Here is a 24083-nt window from a genome sequence, read left to right on the forward strand (position 1 = left end):
CGGGCCCGCCGCCGTCGGGCGTGTGCGCGGTGCGTGCTCAGTCGTCCTCGGGTGTGCCGTCCGCCGTGGCGCGGCGGGCCACCGCCTCCAGGTGATCGCGCATGGCGGTGCGCAGGGTGGCGGGGTCGCCCGACTCGAACGCGGCCAGGATCGCGGTGTGTTCCGCGATGGCCTGGTCCATGTCCATCGTCCCGTGCTGGGCGGTCTGACGCAGGCGGTGGACGTGGGCGCTCAGTGACTCGGCCGACTGGGTCAGGAACCGGTTGCCCGCCGCCCGGATGATCGTCAGGTGGAACTCCCAGTCGGCGGCGAAGTACGCGCGCAGGTCGGTGTAGTCGGGGGGTGTTCCGCCCGATCCGCGCACCTTCTGGACCTTGTGCGCCGCCAGGACGTGCTGCGCGTGGGCCACGCGGAGTTCCGGCAGCAGGTCGGAGGCGTGCGCGGCGGCACGCTCGACCGCGGCGACCTCCAGGATCGTGCGCATGTCGAAGAGTTCCTCGAGCTGGTCGGGGGTCATGGGCGGCGCCACCCGGTACCCCTTGAGCGCCACCCGTGACACCAGTCCGGTGTGCTCCAGCTGCACCAGGGCCTCGCGCACCGGGGTGGGGGAGACGGCCAGTTCACGGGCGAGCGAGTCGATGCCCAGGGAGCTCCCCGGGGGTGCCGAACCGTCGAGGAGCTTCTCCAGGATCGCCTCGTAGACGCCGTCGCGCAGGGCCCTGCGGGCGACCGCGGTGCCCTTCCTGGGAGATCCCCCGGTGGAGGTGGTCTCTGTCGTGTTCATCTCCACTCGATCCTAGCCCGGTGGCGGCGTGACTCCGTGGCACGCTCTGTTCGCCATCGGAAAGATCCTATAGGATCTGTGATTCCTGGCCCGGCGAAGGCCGCGTTCCGCCCTGCGGAGCGGGGTCCGCGGCGGGTCCACAGGGCCCCTGAGGACCGACCCCCGGAGACGACGATGCCCCACACCGCGCAGGACTGGCCGATCGGTGCCGCGCTCCTGCAGTTCCCCGACACCACGCCGGACGGTGTTCCGATCCAGGACGCGCCCGCCACCGAGTGGTCCCGGGTCCTGCACGAAGTGGCCGCCGAGGGGTTCGACCACGTGGACCTCACCGACGGCTGGTTGCGCCCCGGCGACCTGTCGAGCGAACGCCTGCACACGCTGGTCCGCACCCTGAAGACCCACGAACTCGGCGTCTCCGCGATCTCCGTGGTCCGCCGCAGCGTCATCGACCCCGACCCGGACACGGCCCGGAGTCACCTGGACTACCTGCTGCGTACGGTCGACGTCGCCGCCGAGCTCGGCACCACTGTGGTCTGTGCGGGCCTGCACCGACCGCTCACCGAGGCCCAGCGTCGGGCGGTGTGGTTCTGGCACGAGCCGGGCGCCACCGACCCGGTGGGCGACGAACGCACCTGGGCCCTGGCGGTCGAACGCCTGCGCGCCGTGGGCGAACGCGCCGCGCGCAACGGCCTGCGGCTGTCCCTGGAGATGTACGAGGACACCTACCTCGGTACGCCCGAGAGCGCCGTCCGCCTGGTCCGCGACATCGGACTCGACAACGTCGGCCTCAACCCGGACATCGGCAACCTGGTGCGCCTGCACCGGCCGACGCCGCATTGGGAGGACCTGCTGCGCCCGGTCCTGCCCTACATCGACTACTGGCACGTGAAGAACTACCACCGCGACTTCGACCCCGCGACCGGCGCCTACTTCACGGTGCCCGCACCGCTGGAGGGCGGTGTCATCGACTACCGGCGGGCGTTCGAACTCGCTCTGCGGGCGGGTTTCGACGGACCGATCTGCACCGAGCACTACGGGGGCGACGGCCTGGGGGTGTCCGCGCGCAACCGCGACTACCTGCGCCGGATCCTGGCCGTCAAGCTCCCCGCCGTCGAGGCCGACCGAACGGAGGGCCGGGCATGACACTCCTGGTCAACGATCCCGCCGACTTCGCCGACCAGGCCCTGGCCGGGTTCGGCGCCGCGCACGCGGACACCGTCCGTGTCGTCCACGGCGGCGTGGTGCGCTCCTCCCTCACCCCGCCTGGACAGGTCGCGACGGTCCTGGGCGGCGGCACCGGCCACTACCCGGCGTTCGCCGGCTGGGTCGGTCCCGGGTTCGCCCACGGTGCGGCCTGCGGCAACATCTTCTCCTCACCGTCGGCGTCCCAGATCTGCTCCGTGGCGCGCGCCGCCGACAACGGTGGCGGCGTGGTCCTGGGGTTCGGCAACTACGCGGGCGACGTGCTCCACTTCGGCCAGGCCGCCGAACAGTTGCGCGCCGAGGGACGGCAGGTGCGGATCCTCGCGATCACCGACGACGTCGCCTCGGCACCCGCCGACGACCCCGGCCTGCGCCGCGGTATCGCCGGCGACCTGCCGGTCCTGAAGATCCTGGGCGCCGCGGCCGAGACGGGCGCCGACATCGACGCCGTGCACGGTGCCGGGGCCAGGGCCAACGCCGCCACCCGCTCCCTGGGACTGGCCTTCGAGGGCTGCAGGCTCCCGGGGGCGGACGGCCCGCTCTTCCACGTCGAGACCGGACACATGGGCGTGGGGTTGGGCATCCACGGTGAGCCCGGCCTCGAACACCGTCCCCTGCCCACCGCCGACGAGGTCGCCGACCTGCTCGTGGACGGGGTCCTCGCCGAGCGCGAGGCGGCCTCCGCGGCGGTCGGCGGGTCCGACCGGGTCGCGCTGCTCCTCAACGGCCTCGGCGCCACCAAGTACGAGGAGTTGTACGTCGTCCACCGTCGGGTGGCCGCACGGTTGGCCGACGAGGGCCTCACCGTCGTCGCCCCCGTGGTCGACGAGCAGGTCACCAGTCTGGGGATGGCCGGGCTCTCCCTCACCCTGACCTTCCTCGACGTCGAACTCGAACGACTCTGGACGGCCCCGGCCGTGACCCCGGCCTTCCGCCGCGGCCACCTCCCACCCCGTCCGGACCGCACCGACGACCTCGACGCCGCCCGGCGCACACCGGAGGTCGCTCCGGGCGACGCGTCCTCACAGGCCCTCGGGGTCCGGATCGCCCGGGCCCTCGGCACCATCCGCGACACCGTGGCCCACCACGAACGCAGACTCGGCGAGATCGACGCCGTCGCCGGGGACGGCGACCACGGCATCGGCATGCGCCGGGGCGCCGAGGCGGCGGTCACGGCCGCCGAGGCCGCCGTCGGTCAGCGCGCCGGCGCCCGTACCGTCCTCGCCCGGGCCGGGGCCGCCTGGTCCGAGAGCGCCGGGGGCACCTCCGGTGCCCTGTGGGGGGCGGCCCTGACCGCGTGCGGATCGGCCCTGGGCGACACCGGAGCGGTCGGCCCCGAGCACCCGGCGACCGCCGCACGGGCGGCGCTCGACGCCGTGGTGCGCCTGGGCGGAGCGGCCCCCGGCGACAAGACCCTCGTCGACGCGGCGGCCCCTTTCGTGGACCGACTGTCGGCGGTGCCGGGCGCTTCGGCCACGGTCTGGGCCGAGGCCGCCGAGACGGCACGACGGGCCGCCGACGCCACCGCCGACATCCCCGCCCGGCTGGGCCGCGCCCGCGCCCACGGCGACAACAGTCTCGGCACCCCCGACGCGGGCGCCGTCTCCTTCTCCCTCATCGTCACCGCACTCACTTCCCACATCTCACAGGAGGACCACTGATGCGCGTCGTCGTCGGTTCCGACATCGCGGGCTTCGACTACAAGGAGGCGTTCAAGAACGACCTCACCGCCAACGCGGAGGTGGCGGAGGTGATCGACGTCGGTGTGGCCTCCCACCAGGACACCGACTATCCGCACGTGGCGGTCGAGGCGGCGCGCCTGGTCGCGGACGGTCGGGCCGACCGCGCGGTCCTCGTCTGCGGCACCGGGCTCGGCGTGGCCATCGCCGCCAACAAGGTGCCGGGCGTACGGGCGGTCACCGCCCACGACTCCTTCTCGGTCGAACGGTCCGTCCTGTCCAACGACGCCCAGGTGCTCTGCCTGGGGCAGCGGGTCGTGGGCCTGGAACTGGGCCGGCGTCTGGTCCGGGAGTGGCTCACCTACACCTTCGACACCTCCTCGCCCTCTGCGGAGAAGGTGCGGGCGCTCTGCTCCTACGAGCCGACGTCCCCGGGGACGGAGGAGGGGTGAGGCCACTGTGGATCGGCACCGGGTTCAAGATGACCAAGACCCGGGCCCAGGCCGTCGCCTACGCGCGGCGGTTGCGCGCCGACCTCGACCCGGGCGTCGCGGGCGTGCGTCCCTTCGTGCTGCCCCCGGCCACGGCACTGGCCGAGGTGTCCGAGGTCCTCGACGGTGGACCGGTCCTGACCGGCGCGCAGAACGCGCACTGGGAGGACGAGGGCGCCTGGACCGGTGAGCTGTCGGTGCCCCAGGTGGCCGACGCCGGTGCGCGCGTCGTCGAGATCGGTCACTCCGAACGGCGGGAGCACTTCGGCGAGACGGACGAGACCGTGCGTCTGAAGGCGCGCGCCACCCTGCGCCACGGGTTGGTCCCGTTGGTGTGCTGTGGCGAGGACGCCGCGGTGTTCGCGGCGGGCGGTTCGGTGGACCACGTGCTCCGTCAGGTGCACGCCGCGCTCGACGGCCTGCCCGAGGGCCCCGACGGGCTCGGCCGGGTCCTGGTCGCCTACGAGCCGATCTGGGCGATCGGGGAGCGTGGGCGTCCACCCCGCCCGGAGGAGGTGGCCGACGTCCACGCGGCCCTGGCCGCCGTGTGGGGCGACCGCGTCGCGGCGATCCTGTACGGGGGTTCGGTGACCACCGACAACGCCGCCGACCTCCTCCACATCCCCGGTGTGGGCGGACTGTTCGTGGGGCGCGCCGCGTGGGACGTGGAGGGCTACCTTCGGCTCCTGGACATCGCCAGGCAGCGCGTCGGCGCGATGACCTGAGCGCGACCGGTGGGGCGCGAGGACGCCGCGCCCCACCGGTCCGCCGTCTCCGACGCGACGCCGCGGTCGCCGCCGTGCGGCTCCCACACCGGGTCCGGTTCCCTCGATCGGCGTCGGTCACCGGTCCCGGCGCGAGGCCGGGGGCACCCGGTCGATCCGTGCCAGGAACCCGCGGGTCTCCTCCAGGAACCGATCGTGGCGCTCCAGCTGTGCCCAGTGGCCGCAGTCCGGCACCTCGACCCGGAGCGCGTCCGACATCAGGTCCGCCGCACGCCGGGAACCGGCCGGGTCGACGAGACGGTCGTCCCGTCCGTGGAAGAACAGCGCGGGCACGGTGATCTCGTGCACACGCCCCGTGAGGTCGTTGCGCATCCCGTGCCGGCCCAGTGTGGCCTGGTTGTAGCGCATGTACCCCCGTGCGGCCCGAGGGTGACTGGCCTCGCGGACGAACTCGTCGACCACCTCGACCGGCAGGGAACGCGGGTCCTTCACGATGGCGTGGACCGCGGTCCGGGTGAAGCGGTTGGCCAGGCGGGCCGCCGGGAACAGTACCGTGTCCGGCAGATGTGCGCTCCGCCAGGCCCAGTACTGGGCATAGCGGTGGTGGAGGGTCGACACCAACCCGCCGGGGGCGATGCCGACCAGACCCGCGACCCGGTCGGGGTGGTCCAGGGCCAGGTTCAGCGCGACGTCTCCGCCCATGGACACACCGACCACCACCGCGCGCGGGACATCGAGGGCCTCCATGGTCCGCACGACCACGTCGGCCAGTGCGCGGGGACCGCCCACGGGCGGCACGTCCAGGCTGCCGCCGAACCCCGGCAGGTCGGGGGCCCACACCTCGCGGTCCACCGACAGGGGAGCGAACAGCCGGTACCAGGAGATCGCCGCGTTGTCCGTCCCCCCACCGTGGATGAGAACGAGCGGGGTGGTGTCCGGTCGGGCGGAGCCCGCGTGCAGGACGCGCAGACGTCCGGTCGGGGTGTCGACGTGGCGCACGTCGGCGCCGGGCGGGATCAGGGGGTGCACGAGCGCTCTCTCTCCTCGATCAGGGCCTCCGCCATGGCGGAGAAGGCACGTTTGCCCGGGGTGGTGTCGGCGATGTCGGTGTCCACGGCGCGGGCCACGAGGTCGCCCATGCCGAGGATCAACGCGTCGACGTCGCCGTGCGGGGCCCGCGCGGCCAGCGCCAGGCTCCACAGGGTGAGGTTCTCGGCGAGGACGTCGGCGTCCAGGTCCCCGGTGACGATCCCCGTGTCCTGGAGGGTGCGCAGGAAGTCCGCCCCGATGAGCGTGCGGCGCCGGACGCGGTCGGTGTCGGCGTCGGTGGCCAGGGCCCGCAGGGCGGTGGCGGGATCGCGGTACAGCCGCAACAGGGCCGGGCGTGCGTGCAGCGCGCTCAGCGAGTGGACGTACAGACGGGAGAAGGCGCCGCCCCCGGGGTCGGCCGCCACCAGGTCGGCCGCGTGCCGTGTGGCCAGGACGAACTCGCGGTCGACCACGGCGCGCAGGAGGTCGTGCTTGTCCGTGAACCGGAGGTAGAGCACCCCCTTGGCGACCCCGGCGCGTTCGGCGACCGCGCCCATGCGCACCCCCTCGATGCCCCGCTCGGCGATCACCCGGGCGGTGGCGTCGAGGATCACGCTCGTGTCGACGCCGGGACGGACCACGGGCACCCCTTAATGACCAGAATGAAGAATCCGGTCATTCACACTAGTCGGTCCACGCGGTCGCGGCCAGGGTCGGAGTCCGGTCACCGTGGCCCGCCCTCGGTCGAGCGCAGGGACTTCAGCGTCTTCATGGGAAAGCGGGAGAAGACCTTCTGAATCCGCGGGATCGTCATCACCCGGTCGGTCAGGAACGCCTCGTAGGCCGCCACGTCGCTCACGGCGATCCGCGCGAAGTAGTCCGGGGAACCGAACAGGCGGTACAGCTCCAAGACCTCGTCGTAGCCGACCATGGTCGCCTCGAAGTGGTCGACGGCGGCGCGATGGAAGTCGGCCAGCTCGATGTCGAGGATGACCTCGAACCCCTGCCCGAGCGCGTGCGGATCGATCTCTGCCCGGTACCCGACGATGACCCCGTCGGCCTCCAGGCGTTGTACGCGTCGCAGGCACGGGCCCGGGGTCAACCCCACCCGGTCGGCGAGCGCGACGTTGGAGACGCGGGCGTCGGCCTTGAGTTCGTCGATGATTGCGTGATCGATGTCGTCCATGTCGAATGATTGCACAGGAGTCCTGTTTCCGGAGATATTCGGCAATCGCGGCTCGGTCCGACCGTGTCATCGTTGTGCCATGAATCAACGCACGTCGACGGCGGTCCCCTCCGGGACTCCCATCGCGGAGATCGGCGCGGGGGTGCGCGCCTCACTGGCGGCCGGCTTGGGCATGGTCCCGCTCGGGGTCGCGTTCGGCCTCATGGTGGTACAGGCGGGACTGCCCTGGTGGGTGGCGCCGGCGTTGTCGGTCGCCGCGTTCGCCGGATCACTGGAACTCCTGCTGGTGGGCATGGTGGCCACCGCGACCCCGTTGGCCGCCGTGGCCCTGACCACGTTCCTGGTGAACTTCCGGCACGTCTTCTACGCCGTCTCCTTCCCCCTCCACGTGGTGCGCCACCCGCTCGCCCGGGCGTACTCGGTCTACGCGCTCATCGACGAGGCGTACGCGGTCACCGCCGCCTCCTCCGAGCGCTGGACCTCGTGGCGTCTGCTGTCCCTGCAGATCGCCTTCCAGGTCTACTGGGTCGGGGGCGGGCTGGTCGGCGTGCTGCTGGCCTCACTGGCGCCCGGACGGATCGAGGGGCTCGAATTCGCTCTGTGCGCCCTGTTCGTCACGCTGACGCTGGACGCCTGCCGGGGCCGGGCCCAGGTCCCCTCGCTCCTGCTGGCCGGGACGTGCTTCACCGCGGCGCTGGTGATCGCACCGGACTCCGCCCTGTTCGTCGGACTCCTGTTGTTCGTCCTGGCCCTGGTGGGGCGCTACCTGCTGACGGGACGGAGGACCACCTCCGATGCCTGAGACCTGGTACCTCGTCGCGGTCTTGGTGATCGTCTTCACCATCACCGTCGGGTTGCGGTCGGTGCCCTTCGTCGTCCTGGGCCCGTTGCGGGGGTCCGCCTTCGTCACGGCCATGGCGCGGTGGATGCCCGCGGGCCTGCTCGGCGTGCTGGCGGCCGGCACCCTGCTCGGCGCCGCCGGAACCGGCGGCGAGCACCTGCTCCCGGCCCTGTGCGCCGTCGCCGTGACCGTCCTGGTCCATCTGTGTCTCGGACGGCGGACCCTGCTCAGCGTCGGGGCGGGGACCACGACGTTCCTCGTGCTGGTGAACCTGTTCTGACCCCCGCACGGGCCGCGGGTTCAGGGCCGGAGTCCGTGCAGCCCCGCGTAGGCGGCGGTGGCCGGGGGACTCCAGCCTCGGAGCAGTGCGTCGGCGGGCCGGTACACCTCCACGGCCAACGGCCGGCACACGTCGATCGGATCGCGGGCGTCGGGGCCCCACAACGGCACCGACAGATCACCACCGGGGCAGGTGGACAGGGCGCACAGCAGGTCCTGCTCGGCGAAGAACTCGATGTGGTCGCCGGGCCGGGCGGGGGAGGCCTTCATGAAGTAGCGGTCCTCGTCGTTGAGGCCGGTGCACTGGAACACGTTGAGGACGTCGTGCACGTCGAACTCGGTCAGTCCGTATGGCAGGACGGCCCGGGTCAGGTTGGAGTGACAGTGTCGGTCGAAGTCCTCGCCCGTGAGCATCCGATTGACGTACGGATCGCAGCGCGACCCCAACAGGTCGTGCACGCGGCCGCCCTCGGCGTCCGTGCCGTATCCCTCCAGGGAGTCGGCGGTGATGGTGACCAGGGGCCTCAGGTAGGGCAACGTCGACCACAGGCGATCGTGCCGGGACACGTGCGCGCTCTGCAACTGGCGGGTGCGGGACGCCCACAACCGCTCACGCGGATTGTGCCGGTTCCAGAGGTTGAGGTCGCCCACCTGTGGACCCTCGGGTGTGATGATCCGGAACAGGTGGCCGGCGGGTACCTCCCAGGCCCGTCCCGAACGGATCGGCAGCACGAACCGCTCCACCGGAACACGATCCTCGGTACGGGCGGCCAGACGGTCGTAGAAGGCGGTGTCGACGTCGAGGGCCCCGCCCTCGCCGGCACGGTAGGCGGCCTCCGGTGAACCCATGGGAGTCCTCTCGCTCGGATACGCGGGCATGGACGGACCCCTACCCGGGTGTCAGGCCTTCACCGCCCCCTGCGTCAGGCCGTTGACGAAACTGCGCTGAAAGACCAGGTAGACCACCACGATGGGCGCGATGACGATGAGGCTCGCCGCCGACAACAGGGGGATGTCGGTGCCGTACCGCCCCACGAACAACCCCAGCCCGGTGGGCGCGGTCCGCATCGCGGGATCCTGCATCATCACCAGGACCAGCAGGAACTGGTTCCAGCTCCACATGAACACCAGGACCGCCAGGGTCGTGATGGCCGGCCACGAGACGGGCAACAGAACCCGGGCGAGCACGGTCCCGTCACGCGCGCCGTCCACCCGGGCCGCCTCCACCAACTCCCGCGGCACCGACGCGAAGTGCGACTGCATCCAGTACACGCCGAAGGGCAGGAACAGCGCGATCTCCGCGAGGATCACCCCCGTGAAGGAGTTGGTCAGACCCACCTCGCGCAGGTTGAAGTACAGCGCGATGACCAGCAGTTCCACCGGCAGGGTCAGACCCAGCACGAACCCCAGCGACAGCGCGCGTCCGCCCCACACGCCCAGGATCGACAGGGCGTACCCGGCCATCGTCGCGAAGCACACCGTCAACGGCACCACGAACACCGCGATGACCACGCTGGACCACATCAGTCGGCCGAAGTTCCCGGCCTCCCAGGCGAGCGCGAAGTTGCCCCACGACCACTCCTCGGGCAGGGCGAAGGCGCCCACCTGGCCACCGGCGGGGTGCAACGCCGCCAGGGCGATCCCCAGGAACGGCAGCAGCACCATCGCCGCCAGGGTGCTCAACAGCCCGTACCGCAGGGCCGTGGACATGGCTCGTCGGTTCACCGGTCCTCCCGGGTCAGGAAGCGGATCGCGCTCACCAACACGATGACGATCAGGGTGAGCACCACCGCGAGCGCGCTCGCGCCGCCGATGCTCCCCTCGTTGAAGGCCAGCCGGTACACCAGCAACGCGGGCACGTTGGTCTGTCCCGCGGGGCCGCCGTTGGTGGTGACGAACACCAGGTCGAAGCTGGCCAGCGCCGCGATGGTGGTGATGACCGCGGCGATGCCGATCTCGCGCCGCAGCCCCGGGAGGGTGACGTACCAGAACCGGCGCAACGGCCCCGCGCCGTCGATGGCCGCGGCCTCGTTCAGGGCCGGATCGATGCGTTGGGCCCCGCTCATGAACAGCACCATGCAGAGCCCGCTCATGCACCACGTGCCGATCAGTCCCAGCGCGATGAGCGCGAAGTGGTAGTCGCCGAGCCAGGCCCGGGTCAGGGCGCCCAGGCCCACCGACTCCAGCATCCGGTTGACCATGCCGCCGTCGCTGTACAACCAACGCCAGGTGATCCCGACCGCCACCAACGGCAGGACCTGGGGGAGGAAGAACACCGTGCGGAAAAAGGTCATCCCGGTGCGCACCCGGCCCAGGAGGAGCCCGGTGAGCAACAACCCCACCGCGATGGGGACGAAGGAGAAGAACACGATGAGCGTCAGGCCGTTGAGGATCGCCTCGGCCAGCAGGGGATCGGTGAGCACCCGTACGTAGTTGGCCGCACCCGCCCAGGTCGGGGGCCGGACCCCGTCCCAGTCCAGGAGGGAGAACCACACCGTGCCGGCCGCCGAGTAGATCGCGAAGCCCACGTACACGACCAGCGCGGGCAGCAGGTACAGCCAGGCGCGGGCCCGGGAACGGCCGGGCGGGCCCGACGGCCGTCCACCGCCGCGCCCGGCCCCCGTGCCGGTGCCCCGGGCCGACAGGGCGCCACTAGCCATGGTGGCGTTCCCACTCGGACTGCAGGTCCGACAGGAAGGTCGTCTCCTCGGTGGAGCCCGCGATCAGGCCCTGCACGCCCGGGGTCAACTGGTCGATCATGCCGGGGGTGGCGAAGTCCGGGAAGGGCACGATGCCGTCCTGCTCGGCGGCGGTGCCGTAGACGTCGTTGATCTCGGCCCACACACCGTCCTGCTCCAGGGAGACGTCGGTGTCCACCGGCATGAACCCGGTCTCCGACTGGATCAGCGCGGCCTCGGGCGAGGCGAGGTAGTCCAGGAAGGCGGCGGCCACGTCGGGGTGCTCGGTGGCCGAAGAGACCGTGTAGGACACGCTCGACCCGGAGGTCACCGGTGCGGCGTCGGGGTCCTCGCCCGGCATGAGGAAGAAGCCCACGTCCTCGCCCATGGCCTCCTCCAGTTCGAAGGCGGCCCAGTTGCCGATCACGAGGAACGCGCTCTCCCCGCCCGTGAAGGCGGCCTTGGCGTCGTCGTCGGAGGTGGCGTTGGCGCCCTCGGGCACGTAGCCGGCCTCCACCCACCGGGTCAGCGTCTCGGTCGCCTCCAGGGCCGCGTCCGTCTCGATGCTGGCCTCGGGCGCGCCGTGCACCCAGTCACGGTACTCCCGGTCGTCACCGAAGGTGTTGAGCAGGGTGTTCCAGACCTGGAAACCGCCCACCTCCAACCCCCCGACGCTGAACGCGGTGGTGCCCTCCGCGTCCACCGCATCCAAGGCCTCCTCGAACTCCGCGAAGGTGCCGGGTGGTCGCGTCACCCCGGCCTCCTCCAGCAGTTCCCGGTTGTAGAAGACCCCCAGCATGGACAGGGCGCCCGGCACGGCGTAGAGGCTGCCCGTGCCGAACCGCGTGGCGTCCTCGTCGGCGCGCAGCGGCTCCAGGCTCGCCTCCGGGAAGGTCTCCTCCCACCCGTAGGCCTCGACGTACGGTTCGAGGTCCAGGACGTGCCGGCCCGGGATGAGCGAGCGCATCGCCCCCGGGTTGTACTGGGCGATGTCGGGCGGCTCGTCCGAGGACATCGCCAGGGTCACCGTCTTGACGTAGTCGGTGAACGGGGTCTGTTGCAGCTCGACGGTGACGTTGGGGTACTGCTCGGTGAACCCCTCGACCAGTTCCGTGGAGGGCGGGTCGTCGGTGTAGGCCAGGGTCAGCTCGACCGGCTCGTCCGTGATGCTCGTGGAGACGTCCTCGGGGACGTTGTCGGGGCCGTCCCCGGTGGACAGGGTCGCGCACGAGGTGAGGACCAGGACGGCGGTGGCGCCCGCACCGACCCGGGTGAAGGCCCGAAGGGCGTGCCTGCGGGCGGGCTCCGGGGCGGTGAACCTTGTGTACCTGCCGGGCATGGTGTCCTCCGTGGATGGTGGGGTCTGCGGGCCGGGCCGGGTCATCCGGTCGTGGGGGGAGGTCTCAGTCGGGTGCGGTCGACCTGGTCGAGGGAGTGGTGGAGGGCGCCCTGGACCACCGCGTCCTCGCCGGCCCGGGACAGTTCGAGCGCCGGCGGGTCCAGACGTTGACGCCGCAGATGCCTCTCCAGGGCCTCCACCACCGCCGCCCCGCACCCCGCCATGGGTCCGGAGAGGACCACCACCCCCGGGTTGAGGAGGGCCCGGACGGCCCCGATCCCCTGCGCGAACCGGCGGGTGATCTCGTCGAGCGCCACCAGGGCCGGCGCTCGACGACCGCCTCGATCACGGCGCCGGTCTCCCGGCCGGGCTCGTCCAACCGGGTGAGCAGGGCCTGGTCCCCGCGATCGCGGGCCGCCCGGCGGACCAGGTCGGCGAACGCTGCGGTGCCGGTCCAGGACTCGAACGCGCCGAGGGTCGATGTGTCATCGCGCCGGGGCGCCTCCGGTACCTCCGGCGCGTCCGTGAACAGGTCCAGGTAGCCCAGGTCCCCGGCGTCGTTGGCGGCGCCCCGATGGAGTCTGCCGTCCACCACGATCCCCGCGCCCACCCTCTCGCCCCAGTGGATCAACACCATCGACCGGTGCTCCCGACCGTGCCAGAGTTCCCCCTCGGTGGCGAGTTTGACGTCGTTGTCCAGGTAGATCTCGCAACCGGCCACCTCGCGCAGGGTCCGCACCAGCACGTCACCGGTGATGCCGGGCATGCTGGGGGTGAAGCGCACCCGACCGGACACGGGATCGACGATCCCGGGCGCGCCGACCGAGGCGTGCCACACACCGCCGGCGCCGGTGCCCGCGTCGTCCAGGGCGAGGCGCACGGTGCCGGCCAGCACCCGGGACACGACGTCGGCCGGCGCGGGTCTTCGTGCCGCGCCCACCCGGCCCACCTCCTCGTACTCCGACAGAGCGGCGACGTGGACGGCCAGGAGGGTGCCCGAGAGGTCGGCCAGACCCACCCGGATCTCCTTGGGGGTCACCGACACCCCCAGCACGTGCCCGGCCTCGGCGCGGAACCGGACGCGCTGCGCGGGTCGGCCCGAGCGGACCCCACGGCGCAGCGGTGCGAGGAACTCCACCAGGCCGGCCTCGGCCAGGACGGAGAGCGAACGCGACACCGCCTGCCTCGACAGACCCGTCTCCCGGGCCAGCTCGGGTGCGCTGCTGTGCTCGACCCCGCGCAACCCCGTGAGCACGGCCGTCGTGTTGACCTCGCGCATGTACCGCGTGCCCGCTGCGACCGGCACATCCACGTGTCCCGCCCCTCCCGCTCTTGCCCGACGGCGAATTAGTTATGTACGGTACGGAATTCCCGCGCATCCCGGCAAGAGGAGAGATCCGATGGCCGACACCACTCGTACACCGCCCCGGTGGAGCGGTGCCGTGGACGCGCTGGCCCGGCGGGTCCTCGGCCCGGCCCACCGCCCGATCGTCCTTCGTGAGCGCCACGGCGTACCGCGTTCCTACGCGTACCACGCCGACGGGGGAGTGCTCATGATCGAGGCGACCGACGCGGTGGCCGCGGCCGTGGGCCTGCACACCTACCTGCGCCGCGAGTGCGGCCGCTCGGTCACCTGGGACACCCGGCTGCCGTTGCGGCTCGCCCACCCTCCGCACGTGCCCCTGACCCACGGCACCGCCGAGACCGACCAGGCGTACTACCTGAACTTCTGCACCACCGGATACACGAGCGCCTACTGGGACTGGGGCGACTGGGAGCGTGAGATCGACTGGATGGCGCTGCACGGCGTCACCATGCCCCTGACCGCGGTCGGCCATGAGGCCGCCCTGTTCGAGGCCTACACCCACCTGGGGCTGGACCCGGGCCGGATCCGCGAGTTCCTCGGCGGACCCGGCTATCTGCCCTGGCAGTACATGGGCAACCTGGACGGGTTCGCCGGCCCCCTGCCGGCCTCCTGGATCGACGGACACCGCGACCTGGGCGCCCGCATCCTGGAGCGGCAACGGGACCTGGGCATGACCCCGGTCCTGCCCGGGTTCACCGGTCACGTCCCGCGCGAACTCGTGCCCGGCCGGACCCGGTCCCGCGCCTGGCACGGGCTGACCACCCACGTCCTGGACCCCGCCGACCCCCGCTACCCGGAGATCGGCGCAGAGATCGTGCGCGCCCAACAGCGGCTGTACGGCACCGACCACCTCTACGCCATCGACCCCTTCATCGAGATGGTCCCGGTCGACGCCGATCCGGCCTTCCCCGCCGCCGTCGCCCGGGCCACCCTGGACGGGCTCACCCGGGCCGACCCACGCGCCGTCTGGGTGCTCCAGACCTGGCCGTTCTCCTACCAGAGCGGTTTCTGGAGCACCGATCGCGTCACCGCCTTCCTCGACGCCATCCCCGACGAGCGCCTCCACCTGCTCGATCTGTGGGCCGAACACGACCCCCAGTGGAGTCGCTTCGACGCCTTCGACGGCACCCCCTGGACCTGGTGCGCCCTGTTGAACTTCGGTGGACGCAGCGACCCGATCGCCGACCTCCAGGGCGCCGTGGACCGGCTCGGGGAGGCCAAGAAGTCGGCCCACCCGCCCACCGGCGTGGGCCTGTCCATGGAGGGCACCCGCAACAACCCGGCCTTCTTCGAACTGGTCGCCGACCAGGCCTGGACCCGGACGGAGGACGTGGCCGGGCAGTGGCTGCCGGACTTCGTCCGACAGCGGTACGGCGGCGACGACCCCGCGCTGCTCTCCGGTTGGCGGGGACTGCTCGACACGGTCCTGGGCGCGTCGAACGTGCGCATCTTCCCCGAGCAGTTCAACGGGGTCCTCACCGCGCACCCGCACTACCGGTACCTGGAGGACCCCGAGCGCCACCGGGCCGAGGTCACCGGACTGGTCTGGTACCCCTGGTCCCGCCTGCTCCGGGCCTGGAGCGACCTGGTCGGTGCCGCCGAGACCGATCCGGCGCTGGCGGAGGGACCCCTCGGACACGATCTGGCCGACGTGGCCATGGCCGTCCTGTCCCGGATCGCCGACCACCGCCACCTGGAGCTGGTCGAGCACGCGGCCCGGCATCGCGAGGTGCCCGAGCGGCTGCTCTCCCGCTTCCTGGAGGTCTTCGACGACCTGGACGCCCTCCTGGACACCCGGCCCGAGTACCGCTACCGCACGTGGGAGGCCCAGGCCACCTCCTGGGCCACCAGCACCGAGGACCACCGGGTCCTGGCCGACAACGCCCGCCGCGTGCTCACCGTCTGGATCACCCTGGACAACCTGCGCCTGGACGACTACGCCGCGCGCCTGTGGTCGGGGATGGTCGGTGACTACCACCGCACACGGTGGGAGCTGTGGGGCCGGCTGCTGCCCGAGGCCCTGACCGATCCCGAGCGCGCCGCCTCCCGGTTGGAGGACCGGCTCGGGGACCACAGCGAGCGGTTCCTGCGCCACGGGCCGGCGCCGACCCCCGCGTCCACCGGCGGCACCCTCACCCTCTCCCGTCGACTGTTGGATCGCTACGGCTCCGTCGACCGTCCTGGAGCGGACGCCGTCCACCACTGACCCGGTGACGTCGCGGGGACGACCGCGAACACCGGATCACCTGCGCGTACGCTCGGTGGTGACGCTCCTGTCCTCGAGGACGGCACCGACGGTGAAGTCGGGCGTCCCGTACGGAAGGGGACTCGTGTGCGATGCGCCGGGATCGATGTGGGGGGTGGCGGGATCCGCGTGCTCGTGCGCGAGGGCGCGCGTCTGACCGAGGTGGCCGAGGACGTGCTGGCTCCGCGCGGCGACACGGGGATGGATCTGTCGGCGCTGGCCGTGCGCCTGTCCGCGCTCCTGGCACGCACCGTCGAGACCACGGGGGCCGTGAGGCCGGGGTTCGATCGGGTGGCCATCGGCCTGACCGGCCTCCCCGACCTGATCCCGGACCCGGGCGAACTGGCCCGACGGTTGCGGGACCGTACCCCGGTGGAGACGGTGGTCATCGCCGCGGACGCGGTGACCACCCACGTCGGAGCGCTCGGCGGTCGCACGGGCGTCGTGGTGGCCGCCGGGACCGGGGTCGTCGCCCTCGGCACCGACCTGGACCGGACCTGGAGCCGCTCGGACGGCTGGGGCATCCTGCTGGGCGATCACGGAGGCGGCGCGTGGGTGGGGCGTGAGGGCCTCCAGGCGGCGTTGCGCGCGAAGGACGGCCGGAGTGGGGGCTCGGCCCCGTTGTTGACCGGCCTCACCGCGCGGTTCGGTGACGCGGGCGCCCTGGAGCACCGGGTCTACGGTGCCTCCGCCGGAGCCGCCGCCTCCGTCCTGGCGACCTTCGCCCCCGATGTGGCCGCGGCCGCCCGTGCGGGGGACCCGGTGGCGGCGCGGATCTGGTGGGAGGCCGGTACCCACCTGGGCCGGGCCGCTGTGGCCGCCGCCGCGCCGGGGCTGGAGCGCCGCTTCTCCTGGGGCGGCGGGCTCTTCGCGGTGGGGGAGTTGGTCCTGGGACCGCTCCGCACGGAGGTCCTGCGCACCCTGCCCGAGGCTCGCTTCAGCGCACCGGAGGGTGGATCGGTGGAGGGGGCGCTCACCCTGGCCGAGACCGTGCCCGCGCGGCGTCCACCACACCTGTTCGTCTTCGAACGGAGCGACCCCGCCCGACCGTGAGGGGCGGGCGCGGTATCAGTCGCCGGCGCGGTGGTCGTTGTAGGTCCCGGCCTGTTCCTGACCGGTGAGCTCGCCGATGGCCTCCATGATCCGGTCGGTGATGACACGGCGGGCCTTGGCGGGGGACAGGTGGTCGAACCCGGTCGAGAAGTCCAGGGGTGCGCCGAAACGGACGGTGAAGGGCCGCGGGCGCGGCATGCTCGCCCCGATCGGCTGCACCTTCTCGGTGTCGCGGAGGCCGACCGGCACGACCAACGCCTTGGACTCCAGGGCCAGGTGGGCCACACCGGTACGTCCTCGGTACAGACGCCCGTCCCGGGATCGGGTGCCCTCGGGGTAGACCACGCAGGCCTCCCCGTCGTTGAGCCGGTCCAACATCAGCTCCAACGACAGCATGGCGTCGCGCGCGTTGCCGCGCCGCACCGGCATCGCGCCGAGGGCGCCGAACATCGTCTTGGTGATCCTGCCCTTGACGCCGGGGGTCTCGAAGTAGTCGGACTTGGCCAGGAAGCGGACCCTGCGCTGGGTCACCGCCAAAGGGATGACGACGCTGTCGATGAACGACATATGGTTGCCGGCCAGGATCACCGGCCCGGACGCGGGGACGTTCTCACGGCCCTCGATGGTCGGACGGCACAGGGACCGGGCGAGGACCGCCGTGGTCTGCCGCAACGCACCATAGAGCACGTGTGTTCTCCCTCGAAGTGGGTCGGATGCCGTGAGCCCGGGGGGACGGCCGCCCCCAATGTAAGGGTGACCGGCCGGTAATGATGAGCGGACGCACAGAGAGTGCGCTACGTCACCCGGCGGCCCGGGGTCGCGGTCCGCCGAGGGTGTGCGCTGCGCAGACGTCGCCGACCCCATGTCGACACAGGGTTCGGGCGCGGGCGTCGACCCTCGTCGTGGAGCACGCGCGATGTCGGCGCGAGCCGTACCGAGGAGCCTCCCACCCGCTCACCCGAGAGTCGGCCGGTGCCCCGGCGCGGCGGGGCACCGGGTCATCGGAACCGCTCGGGACGGGGCCCACGCCGGTGCTCGGCGGGCGTGGGCGCGCCCCGCCACCGAGCCCACGGTTGTCGGGGCGCGGGCGGGTGCGACACCGTGCGTCCCGCCGCCCCATAGCCTCGGGCCGTCGCGGACCGCTCCGGTCGATCCCCGGGGGTGTCCACCGGTCGGGTCAGTTCGCGAGCCGCCAGTCGGCGTTGGCCCCGCACACCACCAGGCAGGGGTTCTCCCCCGGGACCCGACCGGCGAGCCAGGCGGCGAAGGGCACCGCGGCGGCCGGTTCGGCGGCGATCCGGAACTCCTGCCACAGCCGCGTCTGGGCGCTGATGATCTCGGCGTCGTCGACCAGCGCCGGGGTGACCGGGTGGTCGCGCAGGACCTCGAACGGGACCCGACCCAGGGTGGCCGCGCCCAGGGCGGAGGAGGCCACCGAATCCACCGGCGTGGTGACCGGGTGGCCCGCCGCCATGGCCGCGTGCATGCTCTGGCAGCCCTCGGGCTCGACCGCGACCACACGCCGGCCGTCGGCGCCCAGGCGCACGCCGGCGGCCAGGCCGCCACCGCCCACCGCCACGACGATCGTGTCGCACTCGGGTGCGTCCGTGGCCACCTCCAGACCGACGGTGCCCTGACCCGCCACGACCAGTGCGTCGTCGAAGGCGTGGAGGTAGCGCACACCCTCGGAGTCGGCGCGCTCGCGGGCCGCCTCCGCCGCCACCGCGTAGTGCTCGCCCACACGGATGATCTCGGCTCCGGTGGTCGCCAACGGGGCCGCCTTGGCCTCGGGCACGGTCTCGGGCACGTACACCGTGGCCTTGATCCCCAGGATGCTCGCGGCGGTGGCCACGCCCAGGCCGTGGTTGCCGCCAGAGGCGGTGATGACCCGATTGGTGGGCTCGCCGCCCATGAGGGCGTTGAGCGCCCCGCGCAGCTTGAACGCCCCGGTGCGCTGAAGGTGCTCCAGCTTGAGGGTGAGGGGCCGCCCGTCCAGCTCGGTGCGCAGCACCGGGGTACGGCGGGCGTGCGGGGCGATGCGTTCGGCGGCCGCACGGACGTCGGTGGCCGTGGGCACTGCGGGCGCGGTCGTGGTGCTCATGCTTCCACTCTGCCCCTACCGGCGATTAACTTAAAGTTGGGCCTGCTAAATATCGTTAAGCAGAACTTTGTGTCAGTGTTTGTCGTGGACGTGGTGGTCGTCGCCCTCGGGGGAGGAACGGATGCTGGACGCCAACCGGGTGAGGATCCTGGTGGAGATCGCGCACGCCGGGTCGATCGCGGCCGCCGCCGCCCGCCTGTCCTTCACTCCGCCCGCCCTGTCCCAGCAACTCACCAAACTCGAACGCGAGCTCGGCTGCCGGTTGGTCGAACGCGGCCGCACCGGGGCCACGCTCACCGAGGCCGGTCGGGTCCTGCTCGAACACGGTGAGCGTGTCCTCGGCGAGCTGCGCGACGCCGAGGCGGCCGTGCGGGAGGTCGCGGGGCAGCGCCCCGATCGTCTGTCCCTGGGCGCCTTCGCCAGCGCGGGCAAGGTCCTCCTGCCCGAGGCCCTGGCGGTGTTCGGCCATGAGCACCCCCACGTGAAGCTGTCGCTGTCCGACATCGAACCGCCCGGCGGGCACGGGCCGGTCGCCTCCGGCGACCTCGACCTGCTCATCACCCACCGCTACCCCGGGGTTCCTCTGCCCCGGGCCGGGGGGCTCCAGCGCGAACTCCTCCTGGTGGACCCGCTCGTGGTGGTGGCACCCACCGGGCACGCCATCGCCGACACCGAGACGGGCCTGGCGGACCTGGCCGAGGAGGAGTGGATCTGTGGGGCCCCGGGCATCCACAACCGGGTCAGCCTCGACATGGCCGCCGCCGCCGCCGGCGTGGTCCTCACGGTCGCCTACGAGACCCGCGACTACGAGGTGGCCTTGGCCCTGATCGAGGCGGGGGTGGGCATCGCGCTCATCCCACAGAGCATCCTCGGCGCGGCCCACGGAGGGGGATGGGTGAGCCGACCCCTGCACGGCACACGCCTGGCCCGGGAGATCTACACCGTGCACCGTCGTCGGCCGCCCGCGCCCGTCCCGGCGATGCTCGCCACGCTGCGTCGTACCGCGGCCCGCACCCTGCGGGGTGAGGGGGCCCCGAACGTGGACACCCCCTGAGGCGGACACGGGACCGCGGGCGCGATCCCGGGCGGTGGTCGCGCCCCCGGCGGAGCGGTCCGGACCCGTGCGCGTGGCCACACCGCCCCGACGCGCGATGAGTTCCGAGCCGACGGAGGGTCCCTACAACGAAGACGGCCACCCATGGCCCCGAGAAACGGAGCGATATGCCCTCTTACGTGAATGGTGTCCACGTCACCCTCCCCATCGCCGACCGCAGGCGCGCGATGGAGTTCTACCGCGACGCCTTCGGGTTCGAGCTCGTCGGCACACCCGCCGAGGACGGTGTGCCCGAGCCCCTCATGTTCCGTCTCGACGAGCGCACCCTGCTGACGCTCGTCCCCGCCGGTGGCTTCGGCTGGGTCCTGGGGGAGGCCCGCGACCCCGCGCCGAGCGGGACCAGCGGATGCCTCATGGGCGTGGGGGTGCGGACCGCCGAGGAACTCACCGCCCTCGTGGAGCGGGTGCGCGCCGCCGGGGGAGAGGTGCCCTCCCCGCCCGAGTATCGTCCCTGGGGCTTCACCGCGCTCTGCGCGGACCCGGACGGGCACGTCTGGCAGGTCCTGGTCCAACCCTGACCGGGTTCCTACAGTGGCGGCGCCCCCGGTGGGTTCGGCGCGTTCCAGCGGTAGCGCAGGGACAGCACCCGCATGGCGAAGCACACCAGGGCGCCGACCACCGCCACCCACCAGGTCGCGAACCCGATCAGGTGCGCGACGACCACGATGCCCGCGGCGAGCATCGCCGGGATCGCGTACAGGTGAGAATTGGCGCTGAGGACCGTCGGCACCCGGTTGAGCAGCACGTCACGGATGGTGCCGCCGCCCACCCCCGTGATCACGCCCAGAAGCACCGCCTGGAGCGGACCGAAACCGAACTCCAGGGCCTTGGTCGCGCCGATCACCGCGAACAGACTCAACCCCGCCGCGTCGAACAGCAGAATGGGTTTATGCAGGTGCGTGAGCTGCCGGCTGAGGAAGAACGCCAGCATCGCCCCGGTCAGAGCGGTCACCAGGTAGCGCCAGTCCTGGAAGGTCGCCGGGGTCGCCCCGAGCAGGACGTCCCGGATGATGCCGCCGCCGATCGCGGTCACCACCCCCAGCGCCATCACCCCCACGATGTCCACCCGCGCGGTCCGGATCGCCGTCAGCGCGCCGTCCAAGGCGAACGCGAAGACCCCCATGAGGTCGAGGATGAGCAGAACGTCGAACGTGGACATGTGCGTGCGCCGTGAACGGCGGTTCCTTCCGGTGCGGACCCTGTGACCACCGAGCATTAGACCACGGCACCCGACCGAACGGCGGGCCTCGGGCCGCGTGACCTTCGTCCCCCGCGACCGGCCGACCCCCGTCGGTGCCGCGCCGGTGCGCCCGGCCCGCCCACCGCGCAGGACCCTCGCCGGTGGGCGGGTGCCCGCGGGGCCGGCCTCCGGGTTCGCCTTCCGCGGCCCGCGGGGAGGGCGCCGGTCCCGGGTTGGTCCTCCACGGATCTCTGCCCTAAGGTGCGGCTCATACCGTCGCGGTGACCCCCCACCGACCACCGCCCCGGGGTCCGCTCCGCACCGCGCCCCACGGTGGTGGTCCGATCCGCGCCGGTCCTTTCCGCACCGACCCGAGGACGCCCCGCGCCATGACACGGACCACGACCACGACCGGCGAGCACACGACCGTCACCACCGTGGACCCCGACCTCGCGGCACGGGTAGGGGAACACGGGGTCCACGATCGACGGACCGGACCGCACACGGTCCCGGTCCTGCGCGTCCGTGACGTGGACGTCGTGCGTGGTGGGGCCTCACTTCTGCGCGAGATCTCCCTGACGATCCACGCCGGAGAGCACTGGGCGCTGCTGGGCGCCAACGGTGCCGGCAAGACCACCCTGCTGCGCCTCCTGGGCGCGGTCGCCCACCCCACCCGGGGCACCGTGGAGGTGCTGGGCCACCGCCTGGGCCGGGTCGACCTGCGGGACCTGCGCTCCTTCATCGGTCACGTCGACCCCCGGCACACCCCCGACGGCCCGTTGTCCCTGCGCGAGGTCGTGCTCACCGGGCTCTCCGGCACCACCGCCCGGCCGCCGCGCTGGACGCCCACGGACGCCGAGGCCGACCGGGCCGAGCACCTGATCGACCTGCTCGGTCTGTCCCCGCGCGTGAACGCACGGTGGCCGACCCTGTCGCAGGGGGAGAGGGGCCGCGCCCTGATCGCCCGCGCCCTCATGCCCGAACCGCGACTGTTGTTGCTCGACGAACCCGCCACCGGTCTGGACGTCGCCGGACGCGAACAGCTCATCGAACGGATCGACACCCTCCAGGACACCCGCCCCGACCTGGCCACCGTCCTGGTCACGCACCACCTGGAGGAACTGCCCCCCGGGACCACGCACGCGCTCCTGCTGCGCGAGGGCGCCCACCAGGCCTCGGGGCCGGTCGAGGAGGTCCTGACCGCGGAGCGGGTCGGCGCCTGTTTCGACCATCCGCTCCGACTCACCCGCGTCGACGGTCGCTGGGCCGTCCACAGCGCCCGCCGGCCCCGGACCCGCCCCTGAGGTTCCGTCCGGTCCAGGCCGCTTCCGTGCGCGTGTCGGCCTTCCCCCGGACCGATCCGGCGGACACCATCGGAAGGAGACCACCGATCCGAGGGCGGGATAGAGACCATGGAACACCTGGACGCGATCGTCATCGGGATGGGACCCGGGGGCGAGGTCGTCGCCGACCGGCTGCTCACCGAGGGGTGGCGTCCGGCGGTGGTCGAGCGCGAACTCATCGGTGGCGAATGCAGCTACTGGGCCTGTATCCCCACCAAGGTGCTGTTGCGTCCCACGGAGGCGCGCCGGGAGGCCACCGACGCGGCAGGGGTCACCCGGCCCGACATGGACTGGCCCGCCCTGCGCGACTACCGGGACCAGATGATCCGGCACCTGGACGACACCAAACAGGTCGAGACCTACCGTGAACGCGGCGCCCGCGTGCTGCGCGGAACCGCGCGGGTGGTCGGGCGCGACCCCTGGCGGGTGGCGGTCGGCGACACCGAGGTGACCGCCGACCACGTGATCGTGGCCACCGGGTCGGCCCCCGTACGTCCGCCCGTGGAGGGCCTGGACACCCTGGACCCCGAGCTGGTGTGGACCAACCGGGAGGCCACCTCCCTCACCGAGATCCCGCCGCGCGCCCTGGTCATCGGCGGCAGCGCCGTGGGCATCGAGCTGGGCGGGTTCCTGGCCGGTATGGGCACCCGGGTGACGATCGTGCAGCGCGGCTCGCGCCTGCTGGACCGGGAGGACCCGCGGCTGTGCGAGATCATCACGTCCCGGTTCGAGGCCAACGGCGTGGACGTGCGCGCCGGTACCGAGGTCCGCTCCGTGCGACGCGACGGTGACGGGGTGACCGCCACGCTGTCCGACGGCGCCGAGGTCCACACCGACGTGGTGGTCCTGGCCTCCGGACGCCGCCCTCGCGGCGACGAACTCGGTCTGGCCGAGCTGGGCGTGGAACTCGACCGCGGCGCCGTGCCCGTGGACGAGTACGGCCGCGTGGCGCCCGGGCTGTGGGCCGTGGGCGACGTCACCGCCCGGTCGATGTTCACCCACGTGGCCAAGTACCAGGCACGGGTGGTGGCCGACGGCCTCCTGGGCTCCCCGCGCGTGGCCGACTACACGGCCGTGCCCCGCGTGGTGTTCGCCGATCCGGAGATCGCGGCGGTCGGGCTCACCGAGGAACAGGCGCGTGAGGCGGGGATCGACGTCACCACCTCCGAGATCGACCTCACCGAGGCCCTGGCCCGGCCCTGGACCTACGCCACCGACCCGGTCGGCCACCTGGGGTTGGTGGCCGACCGCGCGCACGGTGTGCTGGTCGGGGCCTGGGGGTACGGGCCGATGGCCGCGGAGTGGATCCACACCGCGGCGCTCGCGGTCCGCATGGGGTTGCCGGTCCAGGCCCTACGCGACTCGATCCCGCAGTTCCCCACGTTCAACGAGGGTTACCTGATGGCGCTGGACGCACTCGACCTGTGACGCCGGGCCGCCGCCC

24 protein-coding genes are annotated in these 24083 nt (G+C 72.5%); 12 read left to right on the forward strand and 12 right to left on the reverse strand.

What is annotated here, in order from left to right; genetic code table 11:
• Positions 1-37 precede the first annotated feature (37 nt).
• Positions 38-784, reverse strand: coding sequence for a GntR family transcriptional regulator (locus tag DSY14_RS15965; RefSeq protein ID WP_211717363.1), 747 nt, complete (start codon positions 782-784; stop codon positions 38-40).
• A 174-nt stretch (positions 785-958) separates the two neighbouring features.
• Here DSY14_RS15965 and DSY14_RS15970 point away from each other — a divergent pair, with 174 nt between their 5' ends.
• Genes DSY14_RS15970 through DSY14_RS15985 form a run of 4 tightly spaced genes read left to right on the forward strand, consistent with a single transcriptional unit; the run spans position 959 to position 4885 of the window.
• Positions 959-1930, forward strand: coding sequence for a sugar phosphate isomerase/epimerase (locus DSY14_RS15970; RefSeq protein WP_211717364.1), 972 nt, complete (start codon positions 959-961; stop codon positions 1928-1930).
• A complete protein-coding gene (locus DSY14_RS15975) occupies positions 1927-3651 on the forward strand; it encodes a dihydroxyacetone kinase family protein (protein ID WP_211717365.1) in 1725 nt (574 codons plus the stop codon). Before DSY14_RS15970 ends, DSY14_RS15975 begins: the two co-directional genes overlap by 4 nt.
• Entirely contained in the window at positions 3651-4121 is a 471-nt protein-coding gene (locus DSY14_RS15980; RefSeq protein ID WP_211717366.1) for a ribose-5-phosphate isomerase, read from the forward strand. The genes DSY14_RS15975 and DSY14_RS15980 overlap by 1 nt, the downstream gene beginning before the upstream one ends.
• The gene (locus tag DSY14_RS15985; RefSeq protein WP_307851242.1) at positions 4118-4885 is read left to right on the forward strand and encodes a triose-phosphate isomerase; all 768 of its coding nucleotides are present in this window, start codon (positions 4118-4120) and stop codon (positions 4883-4885) included. Before DSY14_RS15980 ends, DSY14_RS15985 begins: the two co-directional genes overlap by 4 nt.
• Before the next feature lie 117 nt (positions 4886-5002).
• Here DSY14_RS15985 and DSY14_RS15990 read toward each other — a convergent pair whose 3' ends face one another.
• The 3 genes from DSY14_RS15990 to DSY14_RS16000 form a co-directional block, all read right to left on the reverse strand.
• Positions 5003-5914 carry an alpha/beta fold hydrolase gene (locus DSY14_RS15990; RefSeq protein WP_307851243.1) on the reverse strand — a complete coding sequence of 304 codons (912 nt, stop codon included), beginning with the start codon at positions 5912-5914 and terminating at the stop codon, positions 5003-5005.
• Complete coding sequence (locus tag DSY14_RS15995; RefSeq protein WP_211717367.1) at positions 5902-6555, reverse strand: TetR/AcrR family transcriptional regulator; 654 nt, start codon at positions 6553-6555, stop codon at positions 5902-5904. The genes DSY14_RS15990 and DSY14_RS15995 overlap by 13 nt, the downstream gene beginning before the upstream one ends.
• An 83-nt stretch (positions 6556-6638) precedes the next feature.
• A complete protein-coding gene (locus DSY14_RS16000; protein ID WP_211717368.1) occupies positions 6639-7100 on the reverse strand; it encodes an Lrp/AsnC family transcriptional regulator in 462 nt (153 codons plus the stop codon).
• Positions 7101-7179: 79 nt separating this feature from the next.
• Between DSY14_RS16000 and DSY14_RS16005 the strand changes: the two genes are divergently transcribed.
• Together DSY14_RS16005 and DSY14_RS16010 are read left to right on the forward strand one after the other, a co-directional pair.
• Positions 7180-7902: an AzlC family ABC transporter permease gene (locus tag DSY14_RS16005; protein ID WP_211717369.1), complete on the forward strand. Its 723-nt coding sequence runs from the start codon at positions 7180-7182 to the stop codon at positions 7900-7902.
• Positions 7895-8221 (forward strand): branched-chain amino acid transporter permease, encoded by a 327-nt coding sequence (locus DSY14_RS16010; RefSeq protein ID WP_211717370.1) that lies wholly within the window; start codon positions 7895-7897, stop codon positions 8219-8221. The genes DSY14_RS16005 and DSY14_RS16010 overlap by 8 nt, the downstream gene beginning before the upstream one ends.
• Before the next feature lie 20 nt (positions 8222-8241).
• Here DSY14_RS16010 and DSY14_RS16015 read toward each other — a convergent pair whose 3' ends face one another.
• The 5 genes from DSY14_RS16015 to DSY14_RS16035 all read right to left on the reverse strand — a co-directional run bounded on the left by DSY14_RS16015 (position 8242) and on the right by DSY14_RS16035 (position 13543).
• A complete protein-coding gene (locus DSY14_RS16015) occupies positions 8242-9069 on the reverse strand; it encodes a DUF1989 domain-containing protein (protein WP_211717371.1) in 828 nt (275 codons plus the stop codon).
• Between the two features lie 51 nt (positions 9070-9120).
• Complete coding sequence (locus DSY14_RS16020; protein ID WP_249187977.1) at positions 9121-9930, reverse strand: carbohydrate ABC transporter permease; 810 nt, start codon at positions 9928-9930, stop codon at positions 9121-9123.
• Between the two features lie 11 nt (positions 9931-9941).
• Positions 9942-10880: a carbohydrate ABC transporter permease gene (locus DSY14_RS16025; RefSeq protein ID WP_211717373.1), complete on the reverse strand. Its 939-nt coding sequence runs from the start codon at positions 10878-10880 to the stop codon at positions 9942-9944.
• Positions 10873-12237 carry an ABC transporter substrate-binding protein gene (locus DSY14_RS16030; protein WP_211717374.1) on the reverse strand — a complete coding sequence of 455 codons (1365 nt, stop codon included), beginning with the start codon at positions 12235-12237 and terminating at the stop codon, positions 10873-10875. The genes DSY14_RS16025 and DSY14_RS16030 overlap by 8 nt, the downstream gene beginning before the upstream one ends.
• A gap of 64 nt (positions 12238-12301) precedes the next feature.
• Positions 12302-13543 (reverse strand): ROK family transcriptional regulator, encoded by a 1242-nt coding sequence (locus tag DSY14_RS16035; protein WP_307851244.1) that lies wholly within the window; start codon positions 13541-13543, stop codon positions 12302-12304.
• A 94-nt stretch (positions 13544-13637) separates the two neighbouring features.
• On the opposite strand from DSY14_RS16035, the gene DSY14_RS16040 reads away from it, so the two are divergent.
• Positions 13638-15809 carry an alpha-N-acetylglucosaminidase gene (locus DSY14_RS16040; protein ID WP_211717375.1) on the forward strand — a complete coding sequence of 724 codons (2172 nt, stop codon included), beginning with the start codon at positions 13638-13640 and terminating at the stop codon, positions 15807-15809.
• 147 nt (positions 15810-15956) lie between these two features.
• Positions 15957-16901 carry a BadF/BadG/BcrA/BcrD ATPase family protein gene (locus tag DSY14_RS16045; protein WP_307851245.1) on the forward strand — a complete coding sequence of 315 codons (945 nt, stop codon included), beginning with the start codon at positions 15957-15959 and terminating at the stop codon, positions 16899-16901.
• 15 nt (positions 16902-16916) lie between these two features.
• On the opposite strand, the gene DSY14_RS16050 is transcribed toward DSY14_RS16045, so the two are convergent.
• Complete coding sequence (locus DSY14_RS16050) at positions 16917-17588, reverse strand: 1-acyl-sn-glycerol-3-phosphate acyltransferase (RefSeq protein ID WP_211717377.1); 672 nt, start codon at positions 17586-17588, stop codon at positions 16917-16919.
• A gap of 490 nt (positions 17589-18078) precedes the next feature.
• Complete coding sequence (locus DSY14_RS16055) at positions 18079-19002, reverse strand: threonine/serine dehydratase (RefSeq protein WP_211717378.1); 924 nt, start codon at positions 19000-19002, stop codon at positions 18079-18081.
• A 121-nt stretch (positions 19003-19123) separates the two neighbouring features.
• Here DSY14_RS16055 and DSY14_RS16060 point away from each other — a divergent pair, with 121 nt between their 5' ends.
• Positions 19124-20056: a LysR substrate-binding domain-containing protein gene (locus tag DSY14_RS16060; RefSeq protein ID WP_211717379.1), complete on the forward strand. Its 933-nt coding sequence runs from the start codon at positions 19124-19126 to the stop codon at positions 20054-20056.
• A 167-nt stretch (positions 20057-20223) separates the two neighbouring features.
• Positions 20224-20634: a VOC family protein gene (locus DSY14_RS16065; RefSeq protein WP_211717380.1), complete on the forward strand. Its 411-nt coding sequence runs from the start codon at positions 20224-20226 to the stop codon at positions 20632-20634.
• 8 nt (positions 20635-20642) lie between these two features.
• Here the strand turns inward: DSY14_RS16065 and DSY14_RS16070 are convergent, their stop codons facing one another.
• Positions 20643-21275, reverse strand: coding sequence for a trimeric intracellular cation channel family protein (locus DSY14_RS16070; RefSeq protein WP_211717381.1), 633 nt, complete (start codon positions 21273-21275; stop codon positions 20643-20645).
• Positions 21276-21685: 410 nt separating this feature from the next.
• On the opposite strand from DSY14_RS16070, the gene DSY14_RS16075 reads away from it, so the two are divergent.
• Together DSY14_RS16075 and DSY14_RS16080 are read left to right on the forward strand one after the other, a co-directional pair.
• Positions 21686-22600: an ABC transporter ATP-binding protein gene (locus DSY14_RS16075; protein WP_211717382.1), complete on the forward strand. Its 915-nt coding sequence runs from the start codon at positions 21686-21688 to the stop codon at positions 22598-22600.
• Between the two features lie 108 nt (positions 22601-22708).
• Complete coding sequence (locus DSY14_RS16080; protein WP_211717383.1) at positions 22709-24067, forward strand: NAD(P)/FAD-dependent oxidoreductase; 1359 nt, start codon at positions 22709-22711, stop codon at positions 24065-24067.
• The last annotated feature ends 16 nt before the right edge of the window (positions 24068-24083 follow it).

This window comes from Nocardiopsis sp. MG754419 (assembly GCF_018207095.1).
Taxonomy (GTDB): Bacteria; Actinomycetota; Actinomycetes; order Streptosporangiales; family Streptosporangiaceae; genus Nocardiopsis.

Bases quoted from the DNA above. Each gene is read 5' to 3' on its own strand.
- DSY14_RS15965 (WP_211717363.1), bottom strand. From the start codon at position 784: ATGAACACGACAGAGACCACCTCCACCGGGGGATCTCCCAGGAAGGGC.
- DSY14_RS15970 (WP_211717364.1), top strand. From the start codon at position 959: ATGCCCCACACCGCGCAGGACTGGCCGATCGGTGCCGCGCTCCTGCAG.
- DSY14_RS15975 (WP_211717365.1), top strand. From the start codon at position 1,927: ATGACACTCCTGGTCAACGATCCCGCCGACTTCGCCGACCAGGCCCTG.
- DSY14_RS15980 (WP_211717366.1), top strand. From the start codon at position 3,651: ATGCGCGTCGTCGTCGGTTCCGACATCGCGGGCTTCGACTACAAGGAG.
- DSY14_RS16000 (WP_211717368.1), bottom strand. From the start codon at position 7,100: ATGGACGACATCGATCACGCAATCATCGACGAACTCAAGGCCGACGCC.
- DSY14_RS16005 (WP_211717369.1), top strand. From the start codon at position 7,180: ATGAATCAACGCACGTCGACGGCGGTCCCCTCCGGGACTCCCATCGCG.
- DSY14_RS16010 (WP_211717370.1), top strand. From the start codon at position 7,895: ATGCCTGAGACCTGGTACCTCGTCGCGGTCTTGGTGATCGTCTTCACC.
- DSY14_RS16015 (WP_211717371.1), bottom strand. From the start codon at position 9,069: ATGGGTTCACCGGAGGCCGCCTACCGTGCCGGCGAGGGCGGGGCCCTC.
- DSY14_RS16020 (WP_249187977.1), bottom strand. From the start codon at position 9,930: ATGTCCACGGCCCTGCGGTACGGGCTGTTGAGCACCCTGGCGGCGATG.
- DSY14_RS16025 (WP_211717373.1), bottom strand. From the start codon at position 10,880: ATGGCTAGTGGCGCCCTGTCGGCCCGGGGCACCGGCACGGGGGCCGGG.
- DSY14_RS16030 (WP_211717374.1), bottom strand. From the start codon at position 12,237: ATGCCCGGCAGGTACACAAGGTTCACCGCCCCGGAGCCCGCCCGCAGG.
- DSY14_RS16040 (WP_211717375.1), top strand. From the start codon at position 13,638: ATGGCCGACACCACTCGTACACCGCCCCGGTGGAGCGGTGCCGTGGAC.
- DSY14_RS16055 (WP_211717378.1), bottom strand. From the start codon at position 19,002: ATGAGCACCACGACCGCGCCCGCAGTGCCCACGGCCACCGACGTCCGT.
- DSY14_RS16060 (WP_211717379.1), top strand. From the start codon at position 19,124: ATGCTGGACGCCAACCGGGTGAGGATCCTGGTGGAGATCGCGCACGCC.
- DSY14_RS16065 (WP_211717380.1), top strand. From the start codon at position 20,224: ATGCCCTCTTACGTGAATGGTGTCCACGTCACCCTCCCCATCGCCGAC.
- DSY14_RS16070 (WP_211717381.1), bottom strand. From the start codon at position 21,275: ATGTCCACGTTCGACGTTCTGCTCATCCTCGACCTCATGGGGGTCTTC.
- DSY14_RS16075 (WP_211717382.1), top strand. From the start codon at position 21,686: ATGACACGGACCACGACCACGACCGGCGAGCACACGACCGTCACCACC.
- DSY14_RS16080 (WP_211717383.1), top strand. From the start codon at position 22,709: ATGGAACACCTGGACGCGATCGTCATCGGGATGGGACCCGGGGGCGAG.